The organism is Pseudorhizobium halotolerans, from assembly GCF_902153235.2.
Lineage (GTDB): Bacteria > Pseudomonadota > Alphaproteobacteria > Rhizobiales > Rhizobiaceae > Neorhizobium > Neorhizobium flavum.
Window position 1 is genome coordinate 1,003,484 of record NZ_CABFWE030000005.1, and the last position, 24,991, is coordinate 1,028,474.

Below are 24,991 nucleotides of genomic sequence, written 5' to 3' on the forward strand. Positions count from 1 at the left end.
GCTACTGCTCGACGCCGGGCAGGCTCTGGAACACGGGCGGCTCTAGGGGTGCGCCGCCGGGAGCGATCAGTTCCTGGACGGGAGGTACGGTCAGAGCCGGTGGCGCCTCCTCCGCCCTTCGCGCCGCCGCCTCCGCCTCCCTGGCCGCCGCTTCGGCTCGCTCCCGCTCCGCCCTTGCGGCCGCCTCCGCGCGTTGCAGTTCCTCTTCCTCGCGTCGCGCCCGCTCTTCCGCCTCGGCCCTTTCCCGCGCTGCCTGGCGCTCCGCCTCCAGGAAGCGATAAAGTGCCACCTCGCGCCGGAGCCGCTGTTTCTCAAGCACGCTCGCCTGCAGCATCTCCACGCGACGACGCTCGCGCTCGAATGCCCGTAGCGACAGGAAGTTCGTCAGCGGCGCCACGTCGAATTCGACCGACGGATCCTCAAGGTCGCCCGAATAGAGCCAGCGGACCATTGGCTCCCCTCCGGCCAATCCCTCGTCGCCCGGCTCATAGGCGATCGCAAGCTCGCCACGCAGGGCCTGCTCGAGGAGATCAACCCGCACCTCGCCGCTGACCCTGCCGTTGCCGGCGTCGGCCGTGACGTTCTGCGCCCTCGCCTCCCCATCCGTGATGGTGAAGGGGATCACTACTTCGCGGAACGTCGCTTGGCCTCGGCGAACAAACGGGTCCGCCAGCGGACGTATCCTGTCCTCCGTCACCTCTCCCTCCAGCTTGTCGACCTCTTCAAGGAGTGGCGGCAGCGCTTCAGGATCAAGGCGGTTGATGGTGAGGGGTGCGATGGTGATCTCGCCGGAACCGTTGAGCGCATCCAACAAGTCAGCGGGCGTTTTTCCGGTGGACTCGGCTGCCACCAGCGCACTGAACCGGCCGGTTGCAATCGGGCCGTCCTGGCCGTCCCAGACGAGTGCTGCAAGGTCTGCATCCTCCACCGTGAACCTTGTCTGGAAGATCCCCGTGCCTTCACCATTGTTGATCGCAAGACGCCCGCCGATCTTTCCCCCCTGCCACCTGCCCGCAGCATCCTCGATCGCGATCCCGCCATTGCGATGTTCAATCGTGGCCGAGAAGTCGCGGATATCGCCCATCATCCCTGGACGGAACGTCGCGGCGCGGACCTTCAGGTGGGCTTCGCTCATGCCGAAGATCGGCATGGAGAAAGGCTTTTCCGAAAGCTCCCCCGTCTGAGGCTCCTGAACCGGCCCATAGACTGCCTCGGCGAGCCAGGCGAGGTCGAGGCTGTCGACGGTCAGGTCCCCGCTCAGCGTCGTGACGGCGGAGGAGCGATCAAGGGTGAGATTGTCGCTCGCTACCCGGTTTCCGCCGATCTCACCGGCGAGCTTGTCCAGACGAATGCTCTCGGGAGAGATGCTGATCTCGGTCGACATCGTGGTAGGTAAGCCCGTGCCGAACTGCGGAATCCCGATGCCGGTCATCAGCAGATACGGCTCCACATCTTCCGAGCGCAGGGTAAGGCGACCTTGGCCTGTGCCGAATGCCGAAGAACTCAGTTCCACCTCGCCTTCCCCATCGAACTGCGTCCGGTCCGTCGAGAAGGACAGCTTTGCCACTGAGGGCTGGTCGCCTTCCTGGCGAAGATCCAGCGACACTCGCGCCGGCCCGTCGTCGCCGAGCGGCAGAGGGTCAAGTCCCAGTTGCCCGAGGAGTACCGCTGTCTGGTCGTTCTCCAGCTGAACGGAAAGCGAACCCTCACGGCTGCCGGTCAGGTTGAACACTGTCGGCAGCGCCAGTTCGGCGTTCACGGCGCTTCCATTGCTGGTTCCAGTGATCTTCGCGGAAAGCCCTGCCGTTTCCCCGCCGACGCGAATGTCGGCAGCAAGCTCCGCGTCGTCGAACCATCTGCTGTTTTCCGCAAGCTGGTCGAGCATCGGGTGCCTTGGAAGGCGATTGTGCAGCATCGCGATGAACCCGGCAGCCTCACCGACCCGCATCGTCATCGATCCGCTTCCGCTGTAATCCAGCAACGAGCCTTGAAGCTGCCCCTGCGCCTCCATCGACGCACCTGCCAGATCACCCACCGTCAGTCGTTCCAGCGCCAGTTCGCCTTCCGAGAGCGTGAAGATCGTCTCGACATCCCGGGCGCCGACGCCGAAGGCGGTGAACCGCTCGGCCTTCAGGTTGGCTCCGATGGAGTGATCCAGAACATCCTCCCCGGCATCATTACCGGTGATCAGCGAGCCGAGTGCGCGCATGGCATCGAGGTCGATCTCGTTGCCGGCGAGGTCGACGGTCAGCGAGGGGACCGTATCCGCTGGCGCATGCCGCTCTATGCTTCCGCGAAGGCTTGCCGGCCCGACGGCCAGTTCCAGATCGGTGAACCGCTGCAACTCCTGTGTCAGGTTGACTGTCGCCGAAAAGCCGGCTGTCTTCAGTTGCCGGATCGCAGGATCCACCGAGCCGGATAGCCAAGCCGCCAAGCCGGACGGCTGGTTGGACGCGACGAGCATGTCTCCGACGAAGGAAACACTGTCCACCAACCTGAGCGCACCCTTGGCCTCCACCTGAGTCCGACCTGGGAAGGTTGCGGCGAAACTGTCGACCGTCCAGCCCGTCCCTGCGGGGCGCACGTCGATGCGGATGTCGCGTACGGTGGTATCATTGGCAACGACGGCGGGCAGGCTGAAGCTTGCTCGCCCAGGCACCTGCGGGATCGGGATCTGCGCGGCGACATCGATCACGGCTTGGATCCGCCGCTGCGCGGAAGCCGCCGCATCCCGTCCCGTCTTCGCACGCTCGCCCTCACCCAGCCGATTGACGTCGATCTGCTGGCCGTCGGCCGTCAGCAGGAATTCCGGTGCCTCGCCCGTGTCGAGCGTCGCCTCGCCGGTCACCACGTAGGGATCGTTGAGTGGTCCCACTTCAAGTCGGTAGTCGGGTATCCTGATGCGCTCGTTTGTGAGCTCGAAGCTACCCTTCAGCCGTGGGCCGGGCGGCGGCGCCTGCACCGGCTCGCTCTCATCCTCCTCCTCCAGGGCGTTAATCGCAAAGCGCCCGTTATAGGCCGGGCGATCCTCGGCAAGAACGAGATCGCCGTCGAGCTCAATGGCTGCTGGTACCGCATCGGGAAGGATGCGAAGGCGCAGCGGCATGGTCCGGTTGGCCGCATCGCCCTCCCCCGTTGCCAGTGTGAATGCCGCCTCCTCGCCATCGAGAGAACCATAGCCCTCGCCGCGCCATGGACCGGCAAGAGATGCCGCCGAGAGATCGGCGTTGAGGCCGGCAAGCTGACGAGTCTGACCGCTCTGTTCATCAATGATGTCGATCGAACCGTCAGTGATGTTAACGCCTTCTATCACTACTGTCCGGAGCGGGATGTCGGCGCGGCTCCCCCGCATCCAGTCGAGCGTTCCGTCGGGCAATATCCGGACCCGCGCCTTCGGCTCCTCGAGCCGCATGTCGAATATCCGCGCCTCGCCGGAAAGGAAGGGCGCCAATTCCATGTCCATGGAGAACCGCGCGGCGTGCAGTTGCGGGAAACCGTCCCGGTCCTGTCCAACGCGCACATCGTGCAGTGTCACCGACGGAAACGGCAGGATCCGGGCGTCCACGTCTCCATGCACCACGACCTTTTTGCCGAGGATGCGGCTTGCGCGCTGCTCGAACTCTACCCGGAAGTCGGTCCAGTCGACGAAGAATGGCGCAAGCAGAGCCGCAAAAAGCGCTACCACGAGAAGACCACCAGCCGTCAGTAGGATGCGTCCGAGCACCGTGCGTCTCTCCCTGCGTTGATTAACAGACTAGTCCCACCCGGCGGCGGGGCAAGTCAAGGCATTGCGAGCCCGCTCAGCCCTGCACGTTCAGCGCGAAGATCTTGCCGGGATTGAAGATATTGTCCGGGTCAAGGCTCTTCTTAATCGAACGCATCAGATCAACGGCATCGCCAAGCTCCTGCTCCAGGAAGCTCATCTTTCCCTGTCCGATCCCGTGCTCGCCGGTGCATGTGCCGCCCATGGCGAGCGCCCGCGCGTTCAGACGCGCGACAAAGGCCTCGGCCCGAGCGACGTCATCGGGGTCCTTGTCGTCGAACAGGATGAGCACATGGAAATTGCCGTCCCCGGCATGCCCGACGATCGGCGCGAGGAACCCGTGTTCGGCGATATCCGCCTGGGTCTCGACGACGCAATCGGCAAGCCGCGATATCGGGACGCAGACATCCGTCGAGAGGCCGTTGAGATGCGGAGCCAGTGCCCGCGACGCCCAGTAGGCATTGTGCCGTGCCTTCCAGAGCCGATTGCGTTCCTCGGCATCCTGGGTATAGCTGAAGCTGTCCCCGCCGAACTCGGCCGCGATCTCCGAAAACTGCGCCGACTGCAGCGCCACGGTTTCCTCTGTCCCGTGAAACTCCAGGAACAGTGTCGGCTTCTCCGCGTAGGAGAGGCCGGAATAGCTGTTGCAGGCGCGCATCTGCATCTCGTCGAGCAGTTCGATGCGAGCGACTGGTATTCCCATCTGGATCGTCATGATCACCGCATCGCAGGCCGCCTTGACCGACGGAAACGCGCAGACGCCACCACCGATCTTTTCGGGAATACCCTGCAGGCGGAGCGTGATGGACGTGGTGACGCCGAGCGTCCCCTCGGAGCCGACGAAGAGGCGGGTCAGATCATAACCGGCAGACGACTTTCGAGCGCGCTGGGCGGTGCGGATTTCCTCGCCGTTCGCCGTGACCACGGTCAGCGACAGGACATTGTCCTTCATCGTGCCGTAGCGGACGGCATTGGTGCCGGAGGCACGCGTTGCCGTCATCCCGCCGATGGACGCATTGGCGCCGGGATCGATCGGGAAGAACAGGCCGGTAGCGCGCAGTTCGGTATTCAACTGCTCACGGGTTACACCCGGCTCGACCACCACGTCGAGATCCTCGGCATTGACCTCCAGAACCCTGTTCATGCGCGAGAAATCGATGGAGATCCCTCCGTTCGGCGCATTGATATGCCCCTCCAGGGAAGAGCCGGTGCCGAACGGGATCATTGGCACCCGATGGGCGGCGCAGACCCTGACGACACTCTTCACGTCATCTGCGCTTTCAACGAAGACGACGCCGTCGGGCAGCTGCGCGGGAAGGTAACTGGTGGTGTGGGCATGCTGGTCGCGGAACGCCTGGCCCGTCTGGAAGCGCTCTCCGAAGGACTGCTTGAGGATGCCAAGGACCTTGCCAACCCCCTCCTCGTTCCGGATGCCCGGTCTCACGTCCTTCAGCCCCATGGCGATTTCTCCCGCAAATATGTCCAGTACCGGTTAGGGAACAGATGCGGGTTTGTCCAGAACGGCGAGGCGGCAGACGGTTCGATGCGGCGTGGCAATCCAGCCGCATCCGTCCGGCGGTCATTCCGCTGCAAGCAATGGACGATCACCATCCTCGTTGGCTTGCCGTTGGGTGGCATTCACCAGTTCCTGATGCAGCCGCCGCTCCTCATGGACGTGGGGCTTGGAGAAGCGTGCGATCAACAGATAGGCCACGGGCGTGATCAGCAGCGTGACGGACGTCGCAAGCGCGAGCCCGCCGACAATCACCCAGCCGAGTGCGATGCGCGCCTCTGCACCCGCCCCCTGGGCGAGGATCAACGGAACGCCGCCGATGATGGTGGCAATCATCGTCATCATCACGGGACGAAGACGGATGCTGCACGCCCGCTCGATCGCCTCGCGCACGCCTGCGCCCTGATCGCGCAGCTGGTTGGCAAATTCGACGATCAGGATGCCGTTCTTGGCCATGACGCCGACGAGTAGAACAAGGCCGATCTGGCTGTAGACGTTCAGGCTGGTGCCCGTCAGGATCAGCGCGAACACGGCGCAGGCGAGCCCGAGCGGGACCGTCGACAGGATGATGAGGGAGGACAGGACGCTTTCAAACTGGGCTGCGAGCACCAGGAAGATGATCGCGATGGCAAAGCCGAAGGTCATCAGCATGCCGGAAGAGTTTTCCTCCAGCGTCGCAGCCTCGGCCAGCGGCATCAGGCGTGCACCGGCCGGCAGCAGCGGCTCGGCCATCTCTTCGACTGCCTGTACCGCATCGCCGAGCGTCACGCCGTCGCGCAGGTTGCCGGAAAAGGATACGGCCGCCAGCTGCTGTTCCCGGTTGAGCTCGGGGGCCACAGCGCCTTCCTGCAGGGTCGCGATCGTCGACATCGGCACGATCTTTCCGTCGGCCGCCTTGAGGAAGATGTTCTCAAGGTCTGTCGGGTCGTCGATCGGCTGCGTGTTGGAGGTGAGCTTGACCGGCAGAGCTTCGCCGTCGACGAAGACATCCACGATGGACCGGCCTTCAAGCAATGCCTGCATGGCAGCCGAAAGCCCGGTGATGTCGATGCCGAGATCGGAGGCGCGCTCGCGGTCGATTGCCACCGAGAGCTGGGCCTGGGTTGGTTCGTTCGACAGCCGCGGCGTCTCGAACAGACCGCTGTCTTCCATCTTGTAGACGAGCTGGATGGCAGCCTGGGTCAGGCTGGCATGGTCGCTACCGACCATGGCCATCTGCAGGCCATTACCGGCCCCGCGGATGCGCAGGCTGTTCGACTGAATGGCAAAGCCGCGAAGTGCCGGCACTGTCTGCGCCGCCGCGTTGATATCCTGGACGATCTCATCCTGCGTTCGCTCACGCTCACCCCAGGGAGCAAGCGTCAACACCATGAAGCCGCTGTTCGTGTTGCTGCCGAAGCCCGAGATGGAGAAAATGTTCGCAATCTCGCCGGACTCGCGAAGCGGCTGAAGGTTTTCCTCCACGCGCTGCATCTGGTCGCGCGTATAGTCTAGGCTCACGCCTTCCGGGGCGGAAAGCCGCATCATCACCATCGACCGGTCTTCACGCGGCGTCAGCTCGCTGCGAACAGAACCGAAGGCCCCATAGGCCGCAACTGAAATCAGGACGGAGACGGCAATGACGACCAGCGGCGCATCGAGGCAGCGGCGCAGGATGCCGGCATAGAGGCCCGCGAACTTTTCGCCGATCCAGTACAGCGGGCCGCTCTCGCTTTCCCTGATCGGTTTCGACAGCATGCGCGAGGCCAGCATCGGACAGAGCGTCAGCGCCGTGACCGAAGATAGCGCAACCGCAAAGGCCAGCACGAAGCCGAATTCGCGGAACAGGCCGCCCATCTGACCGGGCAGGAACGAGAGCGGGATGAACACCGCAGCCAGCGTCGCCGTCGTCGCCATGACGGCGAAGAAGACCTGCTGTGTGCCGAGGACGGCAGCCGCCCGAGGTCCCATGCCTTCCGCACGCCGGCGCACGATATTCTCGAGAACCACGATGGCATCGTCGACGACGAGGCCGGTGGCAAGTACAATGGCGAGCAGCGTCAGGATGTTGATCGAGAAGCCGACGAGATAGATGGCGACCAGCGTCCCGATCAGTGCAACGGGCATGGTGACGGCGGGGATGAGGGTGGCGCGCCAGTCCCGCAGGAAGAGGAAGATGACGATCAGCACCACCGTGGCGGAAAGCCCGAGCGCAATTTCCACCTCGTGCAGCGCACCTTCGATGAAGACAGCGTCGTCGCTGGTGATGGCGATGCGCGTACCTTCAGGCAAATTCTCCTGCAGTTCCGTCACCGCGGCCTTGACGCCGTCGGAAATACTCAGCGTGTTCGACTGCGCCTGGCGGATGATCCCGAGGCCGACCCCCTGGACACCATTGGCGCGCAGCACGGTAGAGCCGTCATCGGGACCAAGCGTCACCGTCGCGACGTCACGCAGCCGGATATTGTCCTTGATGAGGACGCTCTCGAAATCCTCGGGCGTCGTCAGGTTTGCCGTGGCTCGCACGACGATGTTCTGCCGGTTGCTCTCCAGCGAGCCTGCCGGGACGTCGAGGGCAGCGGTCGAAAGTGCCGTCGAGATGTCGCCGACCGTCAGACCACGACCGGCAAGGGCCGCCTGATTGATGTCGACGCGGAAGATCTTCTCCTGATCGCCATAGAGTTCGACGTCGGCAACGCCATCGACGGAAGCCAGCCTGTCGGTGACCTCGTTATCGACGAGCAGCGTCAGGTCTTCCATGGACAGGGTGCTGGAGGTGACGGCGATCCGCATGATCGCCTGAGAGTCCGAATCCGCCTTGATGATGCGCGGTTCGTCGGCATCGTCCGGCAATTGGTTGGTGATGCGTCCAAGTGCGTCGCGTACGTCGTTCGCTGCCACGGCAAGGTCGGCAGTATCGGAGAACTCCATCGTGACCCGGCTGGAGCCGAACTGTGATTCCGATGAGATGGACTTGAGCCCGCTGACGCGCGCCACCGCCCCCTCGATGACCTGCGTCAATTCCTGGTCGATCGTCTGGGGCGAGGCCCCGTCGTAGGAGGTGCGCACGGTGATGACCGGTTGGTCGACATCGGGAAGTTCGCGAACCTCGACCCCGAACAGGGCCGCAAGGCCGGCAACGACGAGAAGCGTGTTGAGAACGGCGGCGAGGATCGGCCGGCGGACAAAGAGCGCCGTGAAGCTCTGGCCGGGATCCTGCTGCGAGGGCGTCTGGCTGTCGTGGGATGTCATTGGCTCGCCACCTCCGCGCTCTCCGGCGCCCCGGCAATACGGACGTCGGCACCTTCACGGACGCGCTGCAGGCCTTCGACCACCACGGCATCGTCGGCTTTCAGCTCGGCATCCACCAGCACGACATCGGGGTTGCGCTGGATAATCCGCACGCGCGTCTTCACCGACTTGCCGTCGACGACCTGCCAGACATAGGAGCCTTCCGCATCCCACTGTACCGCCAGCGGATCTACGGCCGGGAAGGTATCGCCGGCAAAGCGCATGCCGACGCTGAAGGCCATGCCGGCGCGCAGCTTGTCGTCCGGATTGTCGATGCGGGCGCGGATGCGCAGCGTCCGGCTTGCCGGATCCACGCGGTTGTCGATAGCGTGGACGACGCCGGTGAAGGCGTCGCCAGGACGGGCAATGGATGTCGCCTCGACCGGATGACCGACGGAGATGGCGGTCGCGAAGCGTTCCGGCGCCCAGAAGTCCACCAGAAGCGACGACCGGTCATCGATCGTGACAATGGCGGTCTGGGTGGTGACATTGTCGCCGACATTGGCCGGCACGATCCCTGCCACGCCATCGATCGGCGAGACGATTTCGCGGCGTTTCAGGTTGAGTTCGGCAGTCGAGACTTCGAGCTTCGCCGTCTCCTCGGCGATCTGCGCATCGAGCACGTCGAGCCGCGACATGGAACGCAGGTTGCTGAGCGACTGGGAGCGCTCGGTCGCGCTACGAAGCGCAACCTGCGCCCGGTCACGCGCAATCACCTGCTCGTCGTCGTCGAGGCGAGCCAGCACCTGGCCCTTCGTGACATTGTCGCCTGCCGACACCAGGATTTCCTCGATGGTGCCTGACGCCTGAGGCACGACGACAACGGACTGGATCGCCTCTCCGCTGCCGATCGCCGCCAGCCGGTCGTTGACCGTGCCGGTTGCCACGGCCTCCGTCACGACCACGGTCGCGCGTCCGCCAGGGCCCCTGCCCGGCCCGCCATTCCTGCCCGCGCCGGGAGCATCCGCGTCCTGAGCCGCCAGCGGCCGGATGGCAGCAACGATCGGCTCGGGCATGCCCATCCTCGCCAGCGTGTCGCCCGCGCCGGGCACCATGAAGACCCAGAGACAGAGGGCGACGACGACGACAACGAGACTGAGGAGCAGTTGCTTCCAGATGCGCATTAATATCTCCGGCGGGAGTAGTACGGATGAATGGCGGCAATATCTATGCCGGCGACTATACATGCAATTCGCGATCGGCATCCTTACGGATTTGTAACATCGTGGGATTTCACGCAGATGTCAGATCGCGCGTCTGATGCATGCGCTGTACATCCTTGCCCCTCTCCCGCATTTCGCCGGCCATACCTTGATTTTGCCATCGGCTGGTGAAAGGACAGGAATGAAACCAGAACATCTTTTCTGGCCTTTCAGGTCCGAATCACTACATTGACCGGCATGAGTAACGTTTTCGACGACATTCCGTTCTTCGACGAGGAACCGGAACCCCGCCGTCCTTCGCAACCGGCGCCACCACCGGCCGCCGCGGGACAGGGATCAGGGCTCGGCATTGCCGCCCGCGCCATGGCCGCGCGCGACCAGAACCGTGCAATGCCCGACTATCTCTCCGGCCTCAATCCCGAGCAGCGGGAAGCCGTTGAGACGCTGGACGGCCCGGTGCTGGTGCTGGCCGGGGCTGGCACGGGCAAGACGCGCGTGCTGACGACCCGCATCGCCCACATCCTTGCAACGGGCAAGGCTTTCCCCTCGCAGATCCTCGCGGTCACCTTCACCAACAAGGCTGCGCGCGAGATGAAGGAGCGCATCGGCGTGCTCGTCGGCGGCGCGGTTGAAGGCATGCCATGGCTCGGCACGTTCCACTCGATCGGCGTGAAGCTCTTGCGCCGCCACGCAGAGCTCGCGGGGCTGCGTTCCGACTTCACCATTCTCGATACCGACGACGTGATCCGGCTGATCAAGCAGCTGATCCAGGCGGAGGGGCTGGACGACAAGCGCTGGCCGGCCCGGCAGTTCGCCGGCATGATCGACAACTGGAAGAACAAGGGTCTTACGCCGAAGGACATCCCTGAGGGCGATGCCCGCGCCTTCGCCAATGGCAAGGGCCGCGAACTCTACCGGGCCTACCAGGACCGGCTGAAGACGCTGAACGCCTGCGACTTCGGCGACCTGCTGCTGCATCCGATCGCGATCTTCCGCGAACATCCGGACATCCTGAAGGACTATCACGGCAAGTTCCGCTACATCCTGGTGGACGAGTACCAGGACACCAATACGGCCCAGTACATGTGGCTGCGGCTGCTCGCCCAGCGGCCGAAAGGCGTGCCGCAGAATGTCTGCTGCGTCGGCGACGACGACCAGTCGATCTATGGCTGGCGCGGCGCGGAGGTCGACAACATCCTGCGCTTCGAGAAGGATTTTCTGGGCGCCAGGGTGATCAAGCTGGAGCGTAACTACCGCTCCACCGAGCACATTCTCGGCGCCGCCGGCCACCTGATCGCCCATAACGAGGGGCGGCTCGGCAAGACGCTGTTCACCGACCGCGTGGACCCCGACGACGAGAAGGTGCAGGTCCATGCAGCCTGGGATTCGGAAGAGGAAGCCCGCGCCGTCGGCGAGGAGATCGAGCGGCTGCAGCGGGGCGATGCTGACGGCAGGAAGCACGCGCTGAACGACATGGCGATCCTGGTGCGGGCCTCCTTCCAGATGCGCGAGTTCGAAGACCGCTTCGTGACGCTCGGTCTCAACTACCGCGTCATCGGCGGCCCGCGCTTCTACGAGCGGCTCGAGATCCGCGACGCCATGGCCTATTTCCGCCTTACCTGCCAGCCGGCCGACGACCTCGCCTTCGAGCGGATCGTCAACACGCCGAAGCGCGGGCTGGGCGACACGACGGTGCGCACGTTGCACGACTATGCCCGCGCCCGCGATATTCCGATGCTGGCTGCCGCAAGCGAGATCATCGAAACGGACGAGCTGAAACCGAAGGCGCGCAAGGCGCTGTTCGACGTGATTCAAAGCTTCAGGAATTGGCAGGAACGGCTTGAGAAGATTCCGCATATCGAGCTTGCCGAGCAGATCCTCGAAGAGTCCGGCTATACCGACATGTGGAAGAACGACAAGTCGGCTGAAGCGCCTGGACGGCTGGAAAACCTCAAGGAACTGATCCGCTCCATGGAGCAGTTCGAGTCCATGCGGGGCTTCCTCGAGCATGTCTCGCTGGTCATGGATGCCGAGCAGAACGAGGATCTCGACGCCGTCTCGATCATGACGCTGCACTCCGCCAAGGGGCTGGAATTCGACACCGTCTTCCTGCCCGGCTGGGAGGAAGGTCTCTTTCCGCACCAGCGGGCGCTCGACGAGGGCGGCCGCTCTGGGCTGGAGGAGGAACGCCGCCTCGCCTATGTCGGCATCACTCGCGCCAAGCGGCGCTGCCACATCTGGTTCGTCTCCAACCGGCGCATCCACGGGCTGTGGCAGTCCACCATGCCCTCGCGCTTCCTCGACGAACTGCCGGCGCATCACGTCGATGTCGCGGCGTCGGACAGCAACTATGGCGGCTATGGCGGGCGCGGCGGCTATGGCCAGTCGCGCTTCGACAAGGCCGACCCCTTCGCCAACACCTATTCCACCCCCGGCTGGAAGCGTGCCCAGGCCAACCAGACGAACGCCACCCGCGACAACTGGGGCACCCGCTCCGGCCACGCGGTGGAGCGCATCGGCTACGGCGAGAGCGGCCCGCGCACCCGCACCATTGAGGGCGAACTGGTGGCGAAATCCGTCGCCGACACGCCCTCGCAATTCACCGTCGGCGACCGCGTCTTCCACATCAAGTTCGGCAACGGCAACATCGCTTCGATCGAAGGCAACAAGCTGACCATCGACTTCGACAAGGCCGGCCAGAAGCGGGTGCTGGAAGGGTTTGTGGAGCGGGTGTGACTATCTTCAGACGCAACGAGGAGCTTGAATGGAGAGCAGACATCTGGTCGTTAGTCCGTTTATCAACGAACGCTGGGAGTTTGAAGTTTCTCCGGATTGCTTCGCTGAGTTGGCGGCCTCTCGCTCGCTCTTAATCGAATACGTTCGCTTTGAAGAGCTCGGGCTTCAAGTGCTGTATGCCTTCCAGGAGTATGAAAAGTTTGTTCTTGGCTCCGCGTTAGAACATTCACTCTTTCCATTGTCTCCTCACGAGTTCGAACAAGAACACCGGATTAGGGCCAACATAAAGGTCCTAAGTTTGCTAAACTCGATCACAAGCTTCCGAGATCAGTTACCTAAATTCCGAAAATCCTCGCTCGCAGCAGTCCGCCGGGACTTCATTAACTCGTGGCGAGAGACACAGACCAAATCCGCTGCTTTCAATTTCTGTGAGCGACTAAGGAATTTTTCGCAGCATCATTTCCAGCCAGTGTCCTTTACAACAAGTGGCGGCGCCTGGAGCAAAGAGCGCGAGTTCCTCGAGCACCGTGTCTCACTGTATGCTTCTGTTGAGGAGGTGTGTCGCAGCCAAAAGGTTGATGCTGCTGAGCGCCAGAGCTACCGCGAAGCGTTTGGTGAACGCGCAGACATCAGTCTCATCCTAAGGGAAACAATGGGCTGCATCGGTCAGTTTACGCGTAGAATAAGATCAGGCCTGCAGTCCGACGTGGATAAGGCGTTATCGTGCTATGACCTGCAATTAAGAGAAATCTCCGCACGCTCGAAGTATGAAGTCGGCTCGATTGTAGTCCGTTCACTAGACGGGGAAACGAAACAGTTCGACATCTTCTCTGACTTCGCTCAATGGGTCCGAAAACTGCGCAGGACATTTTATTCTCAAAACAACGAACGGCATTATGTTTCAAGCAGATCCTTCGGCCACCGCAACCCGACCTAAAAGCTCACCGTCGCGGTGGGTGAATAACTCTGTTGTTAACCCCGTTCGATTTGGCAACGAAGCTCTCGATCGTTTACATGTACTTGCAGCTACGTCATATTACCTGCTTAAATAAATCCACCGCAGATCGCTCCCCGATGCCGCTTGCCAGACCTTCATCGGCCAACCGTTGCATGGCAGCGATCTTGTCGGACCGCTCCTGATCGCGCCGGATGAGGTCCCGAACGTAATCGCTTACGTTTGAATAGCAGCTGGATCGGGCCTGCTCCTCAACCCAATCCTTCATTTTGTCCGGCAGAGATACGTTCATCGTTGCCATGGCAGAACACCTCGTCTGCCCATGAGTATTACAAACTTTGTCATACACTGCAGGGCACGGCGACTCGGAATGGCGGAGATACCGGCCTCCGGGGTGCCGGCACCTCCATTCGTTGCTGCCTACTTCTCCAGAAACCCCACCACCTCCGTCACCCTTCCCGCCGCGTCCAACCGCGCTACGTCCATGCCGCGCGCGACGGCCTCGCCGTTGGGTGAGACGAGGGTCCAGGAGAAGCGGGTGAAGGGGCCGTGGCCGTCGGGGGTGCCGGAAAGCTCGAAGCGGTGGCCGGGGAAGTGGCTGCGGGCAGCGGCGATCATGGCGGAAATTCCGGCAGGACCCTCGCCCTGCATCAGCGGGTCGGCATAGCGGGCGTCAGCGGCCCAGTCCCTGGTGAGCGCGGCACTCCGGGCGTTATCGTCCGCCTCGTTCCAGAGGGCGAGATAGGCGTTGGCGATGGTGAGATGATCGGTCATGGTCGCGCTCCTTTCGTTGATCACGGCCCGAACTTGACCGGGCTGAGGACGCCGGACAATTACCTCCGAGGTAATCGTATTCCGCCGCTCCTCTGATAGGGTTTGCCCATGACCCAGGCAGACACCCTCACCCAGTCACCCTCGCCCCCGGCCGGCGTCGGCACCGTGCTGCGCGAATGGCGCGGCCGCCGGCGCATGAGCCAGCTCGACCTTGCGCTCGACGCCGAAATATCAGCGCGGCACCTGAGCTTCGTCGAAAGCGGCCGATCCTCGCCAAGCCGCGACCTGCTGCTGAAGCTCGCCGAGCGGCTGTCCATGCCGCTGCGTGCCCGAAACCGCCTGCTGCTTTCGGCCGGCTATGCACCCGTTCATCCGGAAGCGGCGTTCGATGCGCCGGAACTTACGGAGATACGGCAGACGGTGGAGACCATCCTGACGGGTCACATGCCCTTCCCCGCCATTGCCGTCGACGGGCGGTGGACGCTGCTGCAGGCGAACGCAGCCGCGACGGCACTGTTCGAAGGCATTGATCCCATGGTGCTGGCACCGCCGCTCAACGTGCTGCGGCTCAGCCTCCATCCGCAGGGACTGGCGCCCCGGATCGCAAACCTCGGCGAATGGAGGCACCACGTGCTGGAGCGATTGCGGGTGCAGATGGAGGGCTCGGGCGATCCCTTCCTCGCGGAACTATATGCGGAGCTTTGCGCCTATCCGGCACCGCCGGCGCCGGGTGAAAACCGCACCTACCCGCTGCTCGCCGTGCCGCTCGAACTGCGCATGCCGGGAAGCGACCGGATGCTTCGCTTCATCTCGACCACCACCGTCTTCAGCACCGCAACCAGCGTCACCCTCTCCGAACTGGCGCTGGAATGCTTCTACCCAGCCGACGCCGAGACCCGGGTAACCCTGATGCAAGGCCAAGAAAGGAGCGCGTCATGAGCGTCACCTACCTGATCGAGTTCGACGTCAAGCCCACCGAGCGCGAGCGCTTCCTGAGGCTGCTGAACGGCGTGCTGGACGCCATGCGCCATGAGGCGATGTTCGTCGGTGCCACCCTTCATGCCGATCCTGAGAACGACACCCGTTTTCTCCTGCACGAGACATGGCAGAGCCATGAGGATGTCCTGACGGTGCAACTTGCCCGCCCCTATCGCGAGGATTGGCATGCAGCGCTGCCGGACCTCTTGGCAGCCGAGCGGAAGATCTCCATCTGGCAGCCGCTGCGCAGCGACCGGCCAGGGTGATCCACACCGCTCTGCTCGGCGACCCGTTGCGCTGCATCGGAACGGCAGATAGGTCTCGTGGAGCATAGGAGGAGGCCTGGCATGTTTCTCACCAATCACGACGTCGTCGAACTCACCGCCTGGCGGCGAAAGCTGCATGCCATGCCGGAAGTCTCCGGCGACGAAGTGGCGACGGCGGCGGAGGTACAGGCCTTCCTCGCCGAGACGGCCCCGGACAAGGTGATTTCGGGACTGGGCGGCACGGGCGTCGCGGCGGTCTTCGAGGGCGACGAAGCCGGCCCGACCGTGCTCTTTCGCTGCGAACTCGACGCCCTGCCGATCGAGGAGATCTCCGACCTGCCGCACCGCTCGCGCCTGCCCGGCAAGGGCCATATGTGCGGCCATGACGGGCACACCGCGACGGTTGCGGCATTGGCGCGGGGATTTGCAAAGCAGCGCCCCAGGCGCGGCCGCGTCGTGCTGATGTTCCAGCCGGCCGAAGAAACCGGCGCCGGTGCCGCGGCGGTGATCGCTGACGAGCGATTCGCGGAAATCCGGCCCGACTACTCCTTCTCGCTGCACAACCTGCCGGGGCTGCCGCTCGGGCATGTCTGGCTGAAGGAAGGTATCGCCAACTGCGCCTCGCGCGGGTTGAAGATCATGCTGACGGGCAAGACGGCGCATGCCTCGGCACCAGAAACGGGTAGGTCGCCGATGCGAGCGATCGCATCGCTGATGCCGGCCTTGACGGATCTCAGCGGCGGCTCGGTCGCCGACGGCGATTTCGTTCTCGCCACGGTGGGGCATGTGCACCTCGGCGAGCCCGCCTTTGGCATCGCACCTGCCTACGCGGAACTCTGGGTGACGCTGCGGACGACCACGAACGACCAGATGCAAGCGCTGGTGGATGCGGCAGAAGGACTGGCGCGGGAGGCGGCGGAGAGAGACGGGTTGGCGCTCGAGACAAGCTACCACGAGATCTTCAGCCACTGCGACAACCAGCCGGAGGCCGTGACGATCCTGAGGGCGTCTCTCGATGCGGAAGGTGTCACCCATGAGGCGGGCGAGGCGCTGCGGGCCTCGGAGGACTTCGGCCTGTTCGGCACTGTCTCGAAATCGGCGATGTTCTATCTTGGGGCCGGCGAGGAGCACCCTGCCCTGCACAATCCGGACTATGACTATCCCGATGATCTGATCCCGCTCGGCGCCCGTATCTTCATGCGCACGGCCAGAGACTTGCTCGGTTAGGCGTCGTTACCACCGAACAGCTTGACCAGCAGGTTCTGGTTCTTGCCGGGCAGGCGGCCGTTATATTCCGGCACAATAACCATGTGGGTGATCTCGCCGCGACGGAAGGCCGCCAGGAACTTGTCGTAGTGCTTGAAGGCGACGCAGCCATGCGAATCCCCTGGAGCGGAGCGCAGCAGGTAGGTGTGCGCCAGGAGCCCGGTACGGTTCTGCGGGTGCTTGCCATCCACGGAAGTCAGGCGGATCGCCGCGACGCCATGGAAGGGCTTCTCGCGCATGGAGAGCTTGTAGGTGCCGGGCGGCGTCGGGCCCTTCATCTTCACATGGGTGTATTTCGGGTTGTCGCGCATCTTGCCGATGCCGGAATGCGCTTCCAGCTTGGTGCCGTTCGGCATGTGCACCACGCCATTGGTGATGTCGTAGATCGCCACCTTCTTCGTGCCCGGATCGGGGATCGGCGTCACCTTGGGCAGCGACTTCATCGGGTTCTCGGGCTTTGCATAGGCAAGCACGGTGGAAGCAGGCTCGCCTGCGTCCTCGGCGGGAGCCCGGCCCGGCTTCGCGAGCTTCGCCGCAGCCAGCGCTTCGAGTGCCTTGGCGGCCGTCTCGGGACGCGAGGTCGGCAGCGGCCCCTGCATCGGCAGCGTGTCATCCATGAGGGCGGCCAGTTCGGTGGTGCGCCCCGCCTCTTCCGCCTCGATCGCCGCGGTTTCGACGGCGCTTTCGTCGGAGAAACTCTCATCTTCCGCTATGTCGGAGGGAATGGACGCGGTGACGATTGCCGCATCGGACATCTCGACACGCGGCGCGAGCGCAACCATCTGGTTCATCGCCTCGTCCAGCATCTGCTTGACGATGTCGCTCCCCGGCCGGATCGCCGCAAGCTCCTGGAACTTGGCATCCTCTGCGGCCAATGCGAAGGCGGCGCCGAGCGTCCCGGCAACCGCGTCGCTCCCAGGCCGCTGCGAAAGGACGGCAGCAAGCTGCGCGCCCTCAAGCCGCGAGGCCTTGGGCGCCGCAGGTTGCCGGTAGAGGCGCTCGAACTTGCTGATCCTCAGCGCGGCGCGCTCCACCTGCTCCACCTCGCCGGCGACCGCGTCAACGACGGGCTTGAGCGACAGGCCGAGCGAGAACTCAGGCTTGGCGGGCGCGGAGAAAGAGGGTGCGAAGCTGCTGACGGTAGTGGTCGCGGCGAACATCCAGACGCCGCCCAGCGCCGCGGTGGCAAGAGCCATCCGGCCTGCAAAGGCGATGCGCGAGAGGCGCCGAGGGCGTCTTGAAACCGGTGTGGAGGGAGTTGCGGTGCCGAATGCCTCGATCTCTAGCGCCATGATACTCGTTACCCGATCATTCTGCCAAAGCCGCAACTGCGACCATGTCCATCTGCGTTGAACGGCGGCCCGAAGCCGTCATGCCGTCCGGCGACTGGATTAGAGAATGACGATATATGGTAACCAATGTCTTTACGCCCCGCCCCTGATTTGATGCTTTCGGCACTAAGGGGCAAACCTGCCGGAAATTTAGCAGGAATGCGGCGATGCGGTGGCAGGCGCTTGGAAAGCGGCATTTACGCACCACATGGCCCGCACCACATCAGCGGTGCGCACCGATGCTTTGGGTCAGCCGTCGATGCGGCGGACGGTAGCACGTTCCATGAAGAACCAGGGGCGCAACTTGACGCCCAGCACATTGCCGGCGAATGCCGCGACCGCCCAGAGGTAGCCGTGCAGACTGCCGGACGCGATGCCGGAGAAGTAGGCGCCGATATTGCAGCCATAGGCAATGCGGGCGCCGTAGCCGAGCAGAAGCCCGCCGACGACCGCCGCCAGAACCGAGCGCAGCGGTATCCTGAAGTTCGGCGCGAAACGACCGGCAAGTGCTGCCGCGAGCATGGCGCCGGCGATCAGGCCGAAGTCCATGACCGAGGTTACGTCGGCAAAGACACTCTCGGAGAGAGCCTTGGCATTGGCCGGTGCCTGCCAGTATCCCCAGAAAGCCGGCTCGATGCCGATCAGCTGTGCGCCCTTGGCACCCCAGAGCGCAAAGGCCGAGGTGATGCCCCAGGGACGACCGGCGAGCGCCAGGGTCGCGAAGTTCAGAACGGCAAGCGCAATGGCACCGGCAACCAGCGGCCAAGGTCCGCGCAGGTAGCGGGCGAGACCTTCGCGCGGCGCTGCTTCAGGCTTTTCCAGCGAGCCGTGGCGCTTCTTCTCGACCGCGACCGTCAAGGCAGCGATGGCGCCAAAGATCGCCAGCGAGAGGAGGATGCCCAGCACCGGACCGAGGCTCACCAGCGTCGTCGGCGGTAACGACGGCAGGCTCGTCCACCACTCGAAGTGGATGGTCGCCAAGAGCGAACCGACGATGAAGAAGAACAGCGTGACAAGCATCCGTGCATTGCCACCACCTGCGGTGAAAAGCGTACCCGACGCGCAACCGCCACCGAGTTGCATGCCGATGCCGAACATGAAGGCGCCGATGATGACACCGGTTCCCGCAGGCGATACGAAGCCGCGAACCTCGTTGCCGAACAGCGTGCCGGACGCAAGGAAGGGGAAGAAGAGGACGACGGTGAGCGCAAGCAGGATCATCTGCACGCGAAGACCCCGGCCCCGGCCTTCAGCAATGAAGACGCGCCAGGCGGAGGTAAAGCCGAAAGCTGCATGATAGAGCGTGATCCCCAGCGCACCGCCGATCAGGAAGAGCGCTCCGTGGGCGGCACCGTAGGTATAGCCCAGCGCGACCGTGCCGGCGACAAGCGCGACAAGGGCGGCAAGTCCCGGGACGCCGATCGGCGAAGCGGTATCGACATGGGGCGATAGAGATGAACTGGCAATGGACATGGCAACACTCCGGAATTTACCAGAGTCTTAGCCCAGCCTGCCATTCCGAACGAGAAACCCGCTTCTGGCGGGCGCGCCGGCAGCGGATAATGTTTCCGCGGCGGGCATCCGACGCGCAAAGCGAGTTCTGGGTTTCGCACGACTGGGTTGAAGGCGCTTTTAGATTGCTAGTTTTCATGCATACACCCGACGGCCCATCCCGACTTTCGCTCGCCCTGACGCCTTCGAGGGTTGTTCGACTGCCACTCCTCGGTATTTAATCGCCATAGACAGAGAAGGAGGAACCATAATGAAGGCCCTGCTGCTGGTCGATATCCAGAACGGCTTCTGCCCTGGCGGAAACCTGCCTGTTCCCGATGGCGAGAAGATCGTCCCGGTGGCCAACCGCCTGATCGAGGAAGGCGGCTACGACGTCATCGTCGCCTCGCAGGACTGGCATCCCGAAGGCCACGGCAGCTTCGCTTCGCAACATCCCGGTAAAAAACCCTTCGAGATGGGCGAACTCTGCGGCCGGCCGCAGATGCTGTGGCCCGACCACTGCGTCCAGGGCACCAGCGACGCGGAGTTCCATCCCGACCTCAAGATCGACGAGGTCGACTATATCCAGCAGAAGGGTGAAAATCCGGCGATCGACAGCTATTCCGCCTTCCGCGACAACGACAAGGCGGCCGTCACCGGCCTTGCGGGCTATCTTCGGGCCCAGCAGATCAACGAGCTCGACATCTGCGGCCTTGCCACGGATTACTGCGTGAAGTTCTCGGCACTCGATGCAATCGAGATGCTGCCCGGCGTCCAGATTTGCTTCATCGAGGATGCCAGCCGCGGAATCGATCCAAAGGGTGTGAAAGCTGCGATCGAGGAGATGCGCCAGAAGGGCGTCGGCGTCGTCAAGAGCCGCCAGATTCTGAAGGACTGACGACCACGGCGAGCACCAACTCTTCGCCGGGACTTCACCAGAATCGATCGATGCATCAGCGCTATTGAATTGCGCCGGGCATTCCCTCTCGCCTAAGGGAGTGGGAAGAAGGAATCCCCATGAACCGCAGTGATTTCAGAGAAGGCCTGCGGGGCGGCGTTATCGTTGCCCTGTCCTCGGCGCCCTTCGGTGCCCTCTTCGGCGCTGTCGCGGTCGACAACGGCCTGAGCTTCCTCGAGACCCTGCTGATGAGTGCCACCGTCTATGCCGGAGCCAGCCAGTTGGTGGGGATTGAGCTTTTCGGCCAGCGCGTCGAGCCGTGGCTGGTGGTACTCTCGGTCTTTGCCGTCAACTTTCGCCATATCCTGTATTCCGCGGCGATGGCGAAATACATCGGCCACTACTCCCTGCCCCAGAAGGCGCTCGCCTTCTTCATGCTGATCGATCCGGCCTTCGCCGAAGGTGTGCGGCGTGGCGAAAGCGGCCAGGGCGTAAGCTTCTCGTGGTACATCGGCTTTGGTGTTGTGGTCTATGTCAGCTGGAGCGTTGCCACCATGCTTGGTGCCTTCTTCGGACGCATGATCGGCGACCCGGCTTCCATCGGCATCGACATCCTGCTGCCGGTCTATTTCCTTGGCATGGTGCTGGCCTTCCGGCGCCGCCCCGGCTTTGCCCCCATCGTGTTGGCAAGCGCGCTCGGATCGGTTGCGGCCTACCATGTCGTCGGCTCTCCCTGGCATGTCAGCCTTGGCGCCGCCGCCGGCATCATCGTCGCGACGCTGCTGCCGCTCCCCGCACCGGTTGCAGAAGCGGCGTCGCCAGAAGGTGGAGAGGCCTGACGATGGAAGGAACGCTCGACACCGGCACAGTGCTGCTGATCCTTAGCGCAGCCGTGGCGACTTATCTCACCCGCATCGGCGGCTACGTCCTGATCACGCGGATGAAGACGATCCCACCACGTATGGAAGCCGCCTTGAATGCGGTCCCTGCCGCCGTGCTGACGACGCTCGTCGCCCCCGCCTTCTTCTCCGGCGGCTGGGACGTGAAGATCGCCATGGTCGCAGCACTGCTCGTCGCGCTAGTCCGCCCCGGACTGCTGATGCTCGGCGTTGGTTGGGCGGCAGTCATGGTCTGCCGCCAGATCCTCGGCCTCTAGAAGCCGACGGAGCCGGTAATCACACCGGCTCGGTCGCCTGCACCAGCCATTGCTGCACCTTGTCATCCTCGATCAGCGGCATGAGCTTCTCGCGCGTCGCGGCGTGATAGCCGTTCAGCCAGTCACGCTCCTCCGCCGTCAGAAGCTCCGGCAGAACAAGGCGGCGATCGATCGGGCACCATGTGAGCGTCTCGAACGACAGCATCGGGATGTCGCCGCCCTCGATCTCCGTCGCTTCCTTCACATAGATCAGGTTCTCTATGCGGATGCCGTAATGGCCGGGACGATAGTAGCCGGGCTCGTTCGAGAGGATCATCCCGGGCAGGAGCTCCTGCGTCGACAGCCGGGCGATCCGCTGCGGCCCCTCGTGCACGGAGAGATAGGAGCCAACGCCGTGGCCGGTCCCGTGGGCATAATCGCCGCCGGCCTTCCACAAGGCGATCCGCGCAAGCGGATCGAGATCGCAGCCGCGCGTGCCTTTGGGGAAGCGCGCGATGCTGATCGCGATCATTCCCTTCAGTACAAGGGTGAAGAAGCGCTTACGGTCCTCCGGAACATCGCCGATTGCCACAGTCCGGGTGATGTCGGTGGTGCCGTTGATATATTGGGCGCCGGAGTCGATCAGGAAGAGCTCGCCTTCGTTCAACGGCCTGTCCGTCTCCGTCGTCACCCGGTAATGAATGACCGCGGCGTCTGGCCCCGCCCCGGAGATGGTATCGAAGGAAATGTCCTTGAGCGGGTTCTGCATCTGCTCGCCCACCTTCACGCGGGCCACCTCCAGCGCCCGGACCGTTTCGATCTCGGTCACGCTGCCCGCTTCCTGCCCGTCGAGCCAGCAGAGGAACTCGACGACGGCGGCCCCGTCCTGGAGATGCGCCTTCGCCGAGCCTTCCAGTTCGGCAGCGTTCTTGCAGGCACGCGGCAAGCGCGCAGGATCGGTTGCCTCGACGACGCTTCCGCCCGCCTTCTCGATCGCGATGCTGAGGGCGAGCGGAGCGAGATCGGCATCGAGCATGATCGGTCCGCGCCGCGCCCAATCCTCGAGCCGGGCAGGAAAGTCCGCGGGCGGCAGTTGTTCGGCGAGTTGGGCAAGGTAGGCGCGGGCCTCGATACCGGTCTTGCGCTCGTCGAGGAAGAGCAGCGGCTTGCCCTCTACCGGCACGATGGCCCGCGCCAGGGGATGAGGGGTATGTGGCACGTCGCTTCCGCGGATGTTGAAGAGCCACGCGACCGAAGAAGGATCCGTGATGATGACGGCAGCGGCCCCCTTCTCCTTCACCTGCGCGGCAATCATGGGGATCTTTTCGGCTGCAAGCGTGCCGGCATGTTCATGCCTCTGGATCATCAATGCACCCAGGGGTTCGGCGGGACGGTCCGTCCAGATCGCGTCGAGCGGGTTGGACGGAACGAAGACCAGCGACCCGGCGATCTCCTCAAGCGCCTTGCGCAGCTTGCGGACTTCCGCAGCCGTGTGCAGCCATGGGTCCACACCGAGACGGAACCCCTTGGCGGCGTTGGCCTTCAGCCAGGCATGCGGCGGCTCGTTGACGAGGTCGCCGCCGGAAAAGACGCTGCCGTCGACCTGCTCCTTGAGCTGCGTCGTATAGCGACCGTCGACGAAGATCAGCGCCTGCGACTGCGTCACGAGTGCGACACCGGCCGAGCCGGTAAAGCCGGTGAGCCAGGAAAGCCGCTCGGCCGACGCCGGCACGTACTCACCCTGGTATTCGTCGGCGCGAGGCACCAGAAACCCGTCAATCCCGAGGCCGTCGAAATGGCTGCGCAAGGCGCTCACGCGCTCGCGGCCGAACTGGGGGGTGGACCTGCTGTCGAAGGACTGGAACATGAAAGCTTTCCGGGAGGAGTGATTCAAACAGTACGCGATACTAGCGGGGCGCAGCCTGCACCGCCAGAGCGGGAGAACGTCCGCCGATCTATTGTGCATCTGCTAACTGCATTTGGACGCCGATTGCACAGGCCATGCGCTCAGCGCATAACACCGTTGATGGGAAGCCCCTCACTGCACCGCACAATCTGGACTATATTCCACTCATCGAACGGGCAATGAACAGCGCCCGCGATGAAAGGATCTATAAAATGGCCAACTCAATCTTCCGCACTGCCTTCGAACGCGTGGTCGCAGCGCGCGAGCGTCAGGCCAGCCGCTACGTCAACAACGTTCTCATGAACCTGGACGACCAGACCCTGAAGGGCATGGGAACCAGCCGCGAAGAACTCCGCCGCAAGGGCGGATCCGGTTTCGTATTCTGATTTAAAACCCTGGCGGTCTTTCCTCCTCCCTCCCCCGCCAGGCCTTCGGAATACGGACCAGCCCGCTAGAGCCGCTCCTCCCCGGCTCGCGGGCTAGATCAGGAATAACCTGATCGCGAAGGCGGTGCCCTATGGCGCCGCCTTTTCCTTATGGCGTTTCACCGTCAGTCAGTCCTGCATCAAGCGCAATGCTGCGTCGCAACAACTATTGTCCCTGTCGCAGGTGGATCGTTACCCAGCCGTTGCGCCAGAGCGTATGCACATGCCGAAGATGAACGGCGTTATAGGCGGCAAGAACCTTCCAGCGCTGCTCGGCCAGAATCCCTGACAGGATCACCGATCCACCGGATGCGAGGTTGGCTGCAAGTTGCGGGGCCATCCGCATCAGCGGCCGGGCGAGAATATTGGCGATGATGAGGTCGAAAGGTCCCTGTTGCCTGAAGGCGGGCGAATGAAAGCCCGGCGCCGTCACAAGCCGCAGTCCGGACACGATGCCGTTGCGCCGGACATTCTCCTGAGCCACCCGAACCGCGACCGGGTCGATATCAGTGGCAAGAATGGGGATGTTACGGATCTTCCTGAGGCCGATCGCGAGCACGCCGCTGCCGGTACCTAGATCGAGCGCGTTGCGAATCGGGCGGGCCCGGGCGACCGCATCGATCATCTCCAGGCAGCCGGCGGTCGTCCCATGATGCCCGGTTCCAAAGGCCTGGCCGGCATCGATCTCGATCGATACATCATTAGGCCGAACCTTGTCGCGATCATGCGAGCCGTGAACCAGAAAGCGCCTTGCCCGAACCGGCTTCAGCCCCTCGAGCGATTTCGCGATCCAGTCGACATCGGGGATTACCTCCCTCTCGATGAGGGCTTGGGGGAAGGCTGGCGCGAGACCATCCGACATTCGCTGCCGGACCTCTTCCTCCTCGTCCGCCATCAGGTAGACCGAGGCTTCCCAGAGATCCCGCTTCTCGTCGACCTCGGTGGTCCCGAGCGCGTAGTCCTCCTCGCCGAAGATATCCGTTAAAATGTCGAGGATGCGTTCGGCATCCTTTTCGGTGGTGCTGACGTAGAGGCGGATCTCGCTCAAGATTGCGCTTTCGGATGGTTGCGGATGCGGGACGGATGCCACAAAGGCACCGCCCCTTCAACTGCAATGCGCT

Annotated in this window: 19 protein-coding genes; 9 read left to right on the top strand and 10 right to left on the bottom strand. The window is 63.6% G+C overall.

Annotated elements, in window-relative coordinates; translation table 11 throughout:
• Nucleotide 1: 1 nt before the first annotated feature.
• From FN060_RS09940 to FN060_RS09955, 4 genes are all read right to left on the bottom strand, one after another.
• Nucleotides 2–3,724 carry an AsmA family protein gene (locus tag FN060_RS09940; protein ID WP_142587895.1) on the bottom strand — a complete coding sequence of 1,241 codons (3,723 nt, stop codon included), beginning with the start codon at nt 3,722–3,724 and terminating at the stop codon, nt 2–4.
• Nucleotides 3,725–3,800: 76 nt separating this feature from the next.
• On the bottom strand, nt 3,801–5,222 hold the full coding sequence (locus FN060_RS09945) for an FAD-binding oxidoreductase (RefSeq protein ID WP_142587896.1): 1,422 nt from the start codon (nt 5,220–5,222) through the stop codon (nt 3,801–3,803).
• A gap of 120 nt (nt 5,223–5,342) precedes the next feature.
• Nucleotides 5,343–8,507 carry an efflux RND transporter permease subunit gene (locus FN060_RS09950; protein ID WP_142587897.1) on the bottom strand — a complete coding sequence of 1,055 codons (3,165 nt, stop codon included), beginning with the start codon at nt 8,505–8,507 and terminating at the stop codon, nt 5,343–5,345.
• Nucleotides 8,504–9,670 (bottom strand): efflux RND transporter periplasmic adaptor subunit, encoded by a 1,167-nt coding sequence (locus FN060_RS09955; protein ID WP_142587898.1) that lies wholly within the window; start codon nt 9,668–9,670, stop codon nt 8,504–8,506. Before FN060_RS09955 ends, FN060_RS09950 begins: the two co-directional genes overlap by 4 nt.
• 276 nt (nt 9,671–9,946) lie before the next feature.
• Between FN060_RS09955 and FN060_RS09960 the strand changes: the two genes are divergently transcribed.
• Nucleotides 9,947–12,445 carry an ATP-dependent helicase gene (locus tag FN060_RS09960; RefSeq protein ID WP_142587899.1) on the top strand — a complete coding sequence of 833 codons (2,499 nt, stop codon included), beginning with the start codon at nt 9,947–9,949 and terminating at the stop codon, nt 12,443–12,445.
• A gap of 28 nt (nt 12,446–12,473) precedes the next feature.
• Nucleotides 12,474–13,382: a hypothetical protein gene (locus tag FN060_RS09965; protein WP_142587900.1), complete on the top strand. Its 909-nt coding sequence runs from the start codon at nt 12,474–12,476 to the stop codon at nt 13,380–13,382.
• A 94-nt stretch (nt 13,383–13,476) separates the two neighbouring features.
• Here FN060_RS09965 and FN060_RS09970 read toward each other — a convergent pair whose 3' ends face one another.
• The gene (locus tag FN060_RS09970) at nt 13,477–13,701 is read right to left on the bottom strand and encodes a type II toxin-antitoxin system ParD family antitoxin (RefSeq protein ID WP_142587901.1); all 225 of its coding nucleotides are present in this window, start codon (nt 13,699–13,701) and stop codon (nt 13,477–13,479) included.
• Between the two features lie 119 nt (nt 13,702–13,820).
• Entirely contained in the window at nt 13,821–14,174 is a 354-nt protein-coding gene (locus FN060_RS09975; protein ID WP_142587902.1) for a nuclear transport factor 2 family protein, read from the bottom strand.
• A gap of 108 nt (nt 14,175–14,282) precedes the next feature.
• Here FN060_RS09975 and FN060_RS09980 point away from each other — a divergent pair, with 108 nt between their 5' ends.
• The 3 genes from FN060_RS09980 (at nt 14,283) to FN060_RS09990 (ending at nt 16,645) form a co-directional block, all read left to right on the top strand.
• Entirely contained in the window at nt 14,283–15,113 is an 831-nt protein-coding gene (locus FN060_RS09980; protein ID WP_142587903.1) for a helix-turn-helix domain-containing protein, read from the top strand.
• Complete coding sequence (locus FN060_RS09985) at nt 15,110–15,418, top strand: putative quinol monooxygenase (RefSeq protein ID WP_142587904.1); 309 nt, start codon at nt 15,110–15,112, stop codon at nt 15,416–15,418. The genes FN060_RS09980 and FN060_RS09985 overlap by 4 nt, the downstream gene beginning before the upstream one ends.
• Before the next feature lie 81 nt (nt 15,419–15,499).
• Nucleotides 15,500–16,645, top strand: coding sequence for an amidohydrolase (locus FN060_RS09990; RefSeq protein WP_142587905.1), 1,146 nt, complete (start codon nt 15,500–15,502; stop codon nt 16,643–16,645).
• On the opposite strand, the gene FN060_RS09995 is transcribed toward FN060_RS09990, so the two are convergent.
• The gene (locus FN060_RS09995; RefSeq protein ID WP_244665735.1) at nt 16,642–17,976 is read right to left on the bottom strand and encodes a DUF2778 domain-containing protein; all 1,335 of its coding nucleotides are present in this window, start codon (nt 17,974–17,976) and stop codon (nt 16,642–16,644) included. The two genes, FN060_RS09990 and FN060_RS09995, sit on opposite strands and share 4 nt — an antisense overlap.
• A gap of 288 nt (nt 17,977–18,264) precedes the next feature.
• On the bottom strand, nt 18,265–19,488 hold the full coding sequence (locus FN060_RS10000; protein WP_142587906.1) for a YeeE/YedE family protein: 1,224 nt from the start codon (nt 19,486–19,488) through the stop codon (nt 18,265–18,267).
• A gap of 289 nt (nt 19,489–19,777) precedes the next feature.
• Here FN060_RS10000 and pncA point away from each other — a divergent pair, with 289 nt between their 5' ends.
• The 3 genes from pncA (at nt 19,778) to FN060_RS10015 (ending at nt 21,560) form a co-directional block, all read left to right on the top strand.
• Nucleotides 19,778–20,404, top strand: a complete 627-nt coding sequence (gene pncA / locus FN060_RS10005; protein WP_142587907.1) for a bifunctional nicotinamidase/pyrazinamidase — start codon at nt 19,778–19,780, stop codon at nt 20,402–20,404.
• A 119-nt stretch (nt 20,405–20,523) separates the two neighbouring features.
• Nucleotides 20,524–21,243 (top strand): AzlC family ABC transporter permease, encoded by a 720-nt coding sequence (locus FN060_RS10010; RefSeq protein ID WP_142587908.1) that lies wholly within the window; start codon nt 20,524–20,526, stop codon nt 21,241–21,243.
• A 2-nt stretch (nt 21,244–21,245) separates the two neighbouring features.
• Complete coding sequence (locus FN060_RS10015; RefSeq protein ID WP_052638692.1) at nt 21,246–21,560, top strand: AzlD family protein; 315 nt, start codon at nt 21,246–21,248, stop codon at nt 21,558–21,560.
• Between the two features lie 19 nt (nt 21,561–21,579).
• On the opposite strand, the gene FN060_RS10020 is transcribed toward FN060_RS10015, so the two are convergent.
• Nucleotides 21,580–23,406 (bottom strand): aminopeptidase P family protein, encoded by a 1,827-nt coding sequence (locus FN060_RS10020; RefSeq protein WP_142587909.1) that lies wholly within the window; start codon nt 23,404–23,406, stop codon nt 21,580–21,582.
• A gap of 251 nt (nt 23,407–23,657) precedes the next feature.
• On the opposite strand from FN060_RS10020, the gene FN060_RS10025 reads away from it, so the two are divergent.
• Nucleotides 23,658–23,831 (top strand): hypothetical protein, encoded by a 174-nt coding sequence (locus tag FN060_RS10025; RefSeq protein WP_052642038.1) that lies wholly within the window; start codon nt 23,658–23,660, stop codon nt 23,829–23,831.
• Between the two features lie 205 nt (nt 23,832–24,036).
• On the opposite strand, the gene FN060_RS10030 is transcribed toward FN060_RS10025, so the two are convergent.
• The gene (locus tag FN060_RS10030) at nt 24,037–24,918 is read right to left on the bottom strand and encodes a 50S ribosomal protein L11 methyltransferase (RefSeq protein ID WP_142587910.1); all 882 of its coding nucleotides are present in this window, start codon (nt 24,916–24,918) and stop codon (nt 24,037–24,039) included.
• Nucleotides 24,919–24,991 lie beyond the last annotated feature (73 nt).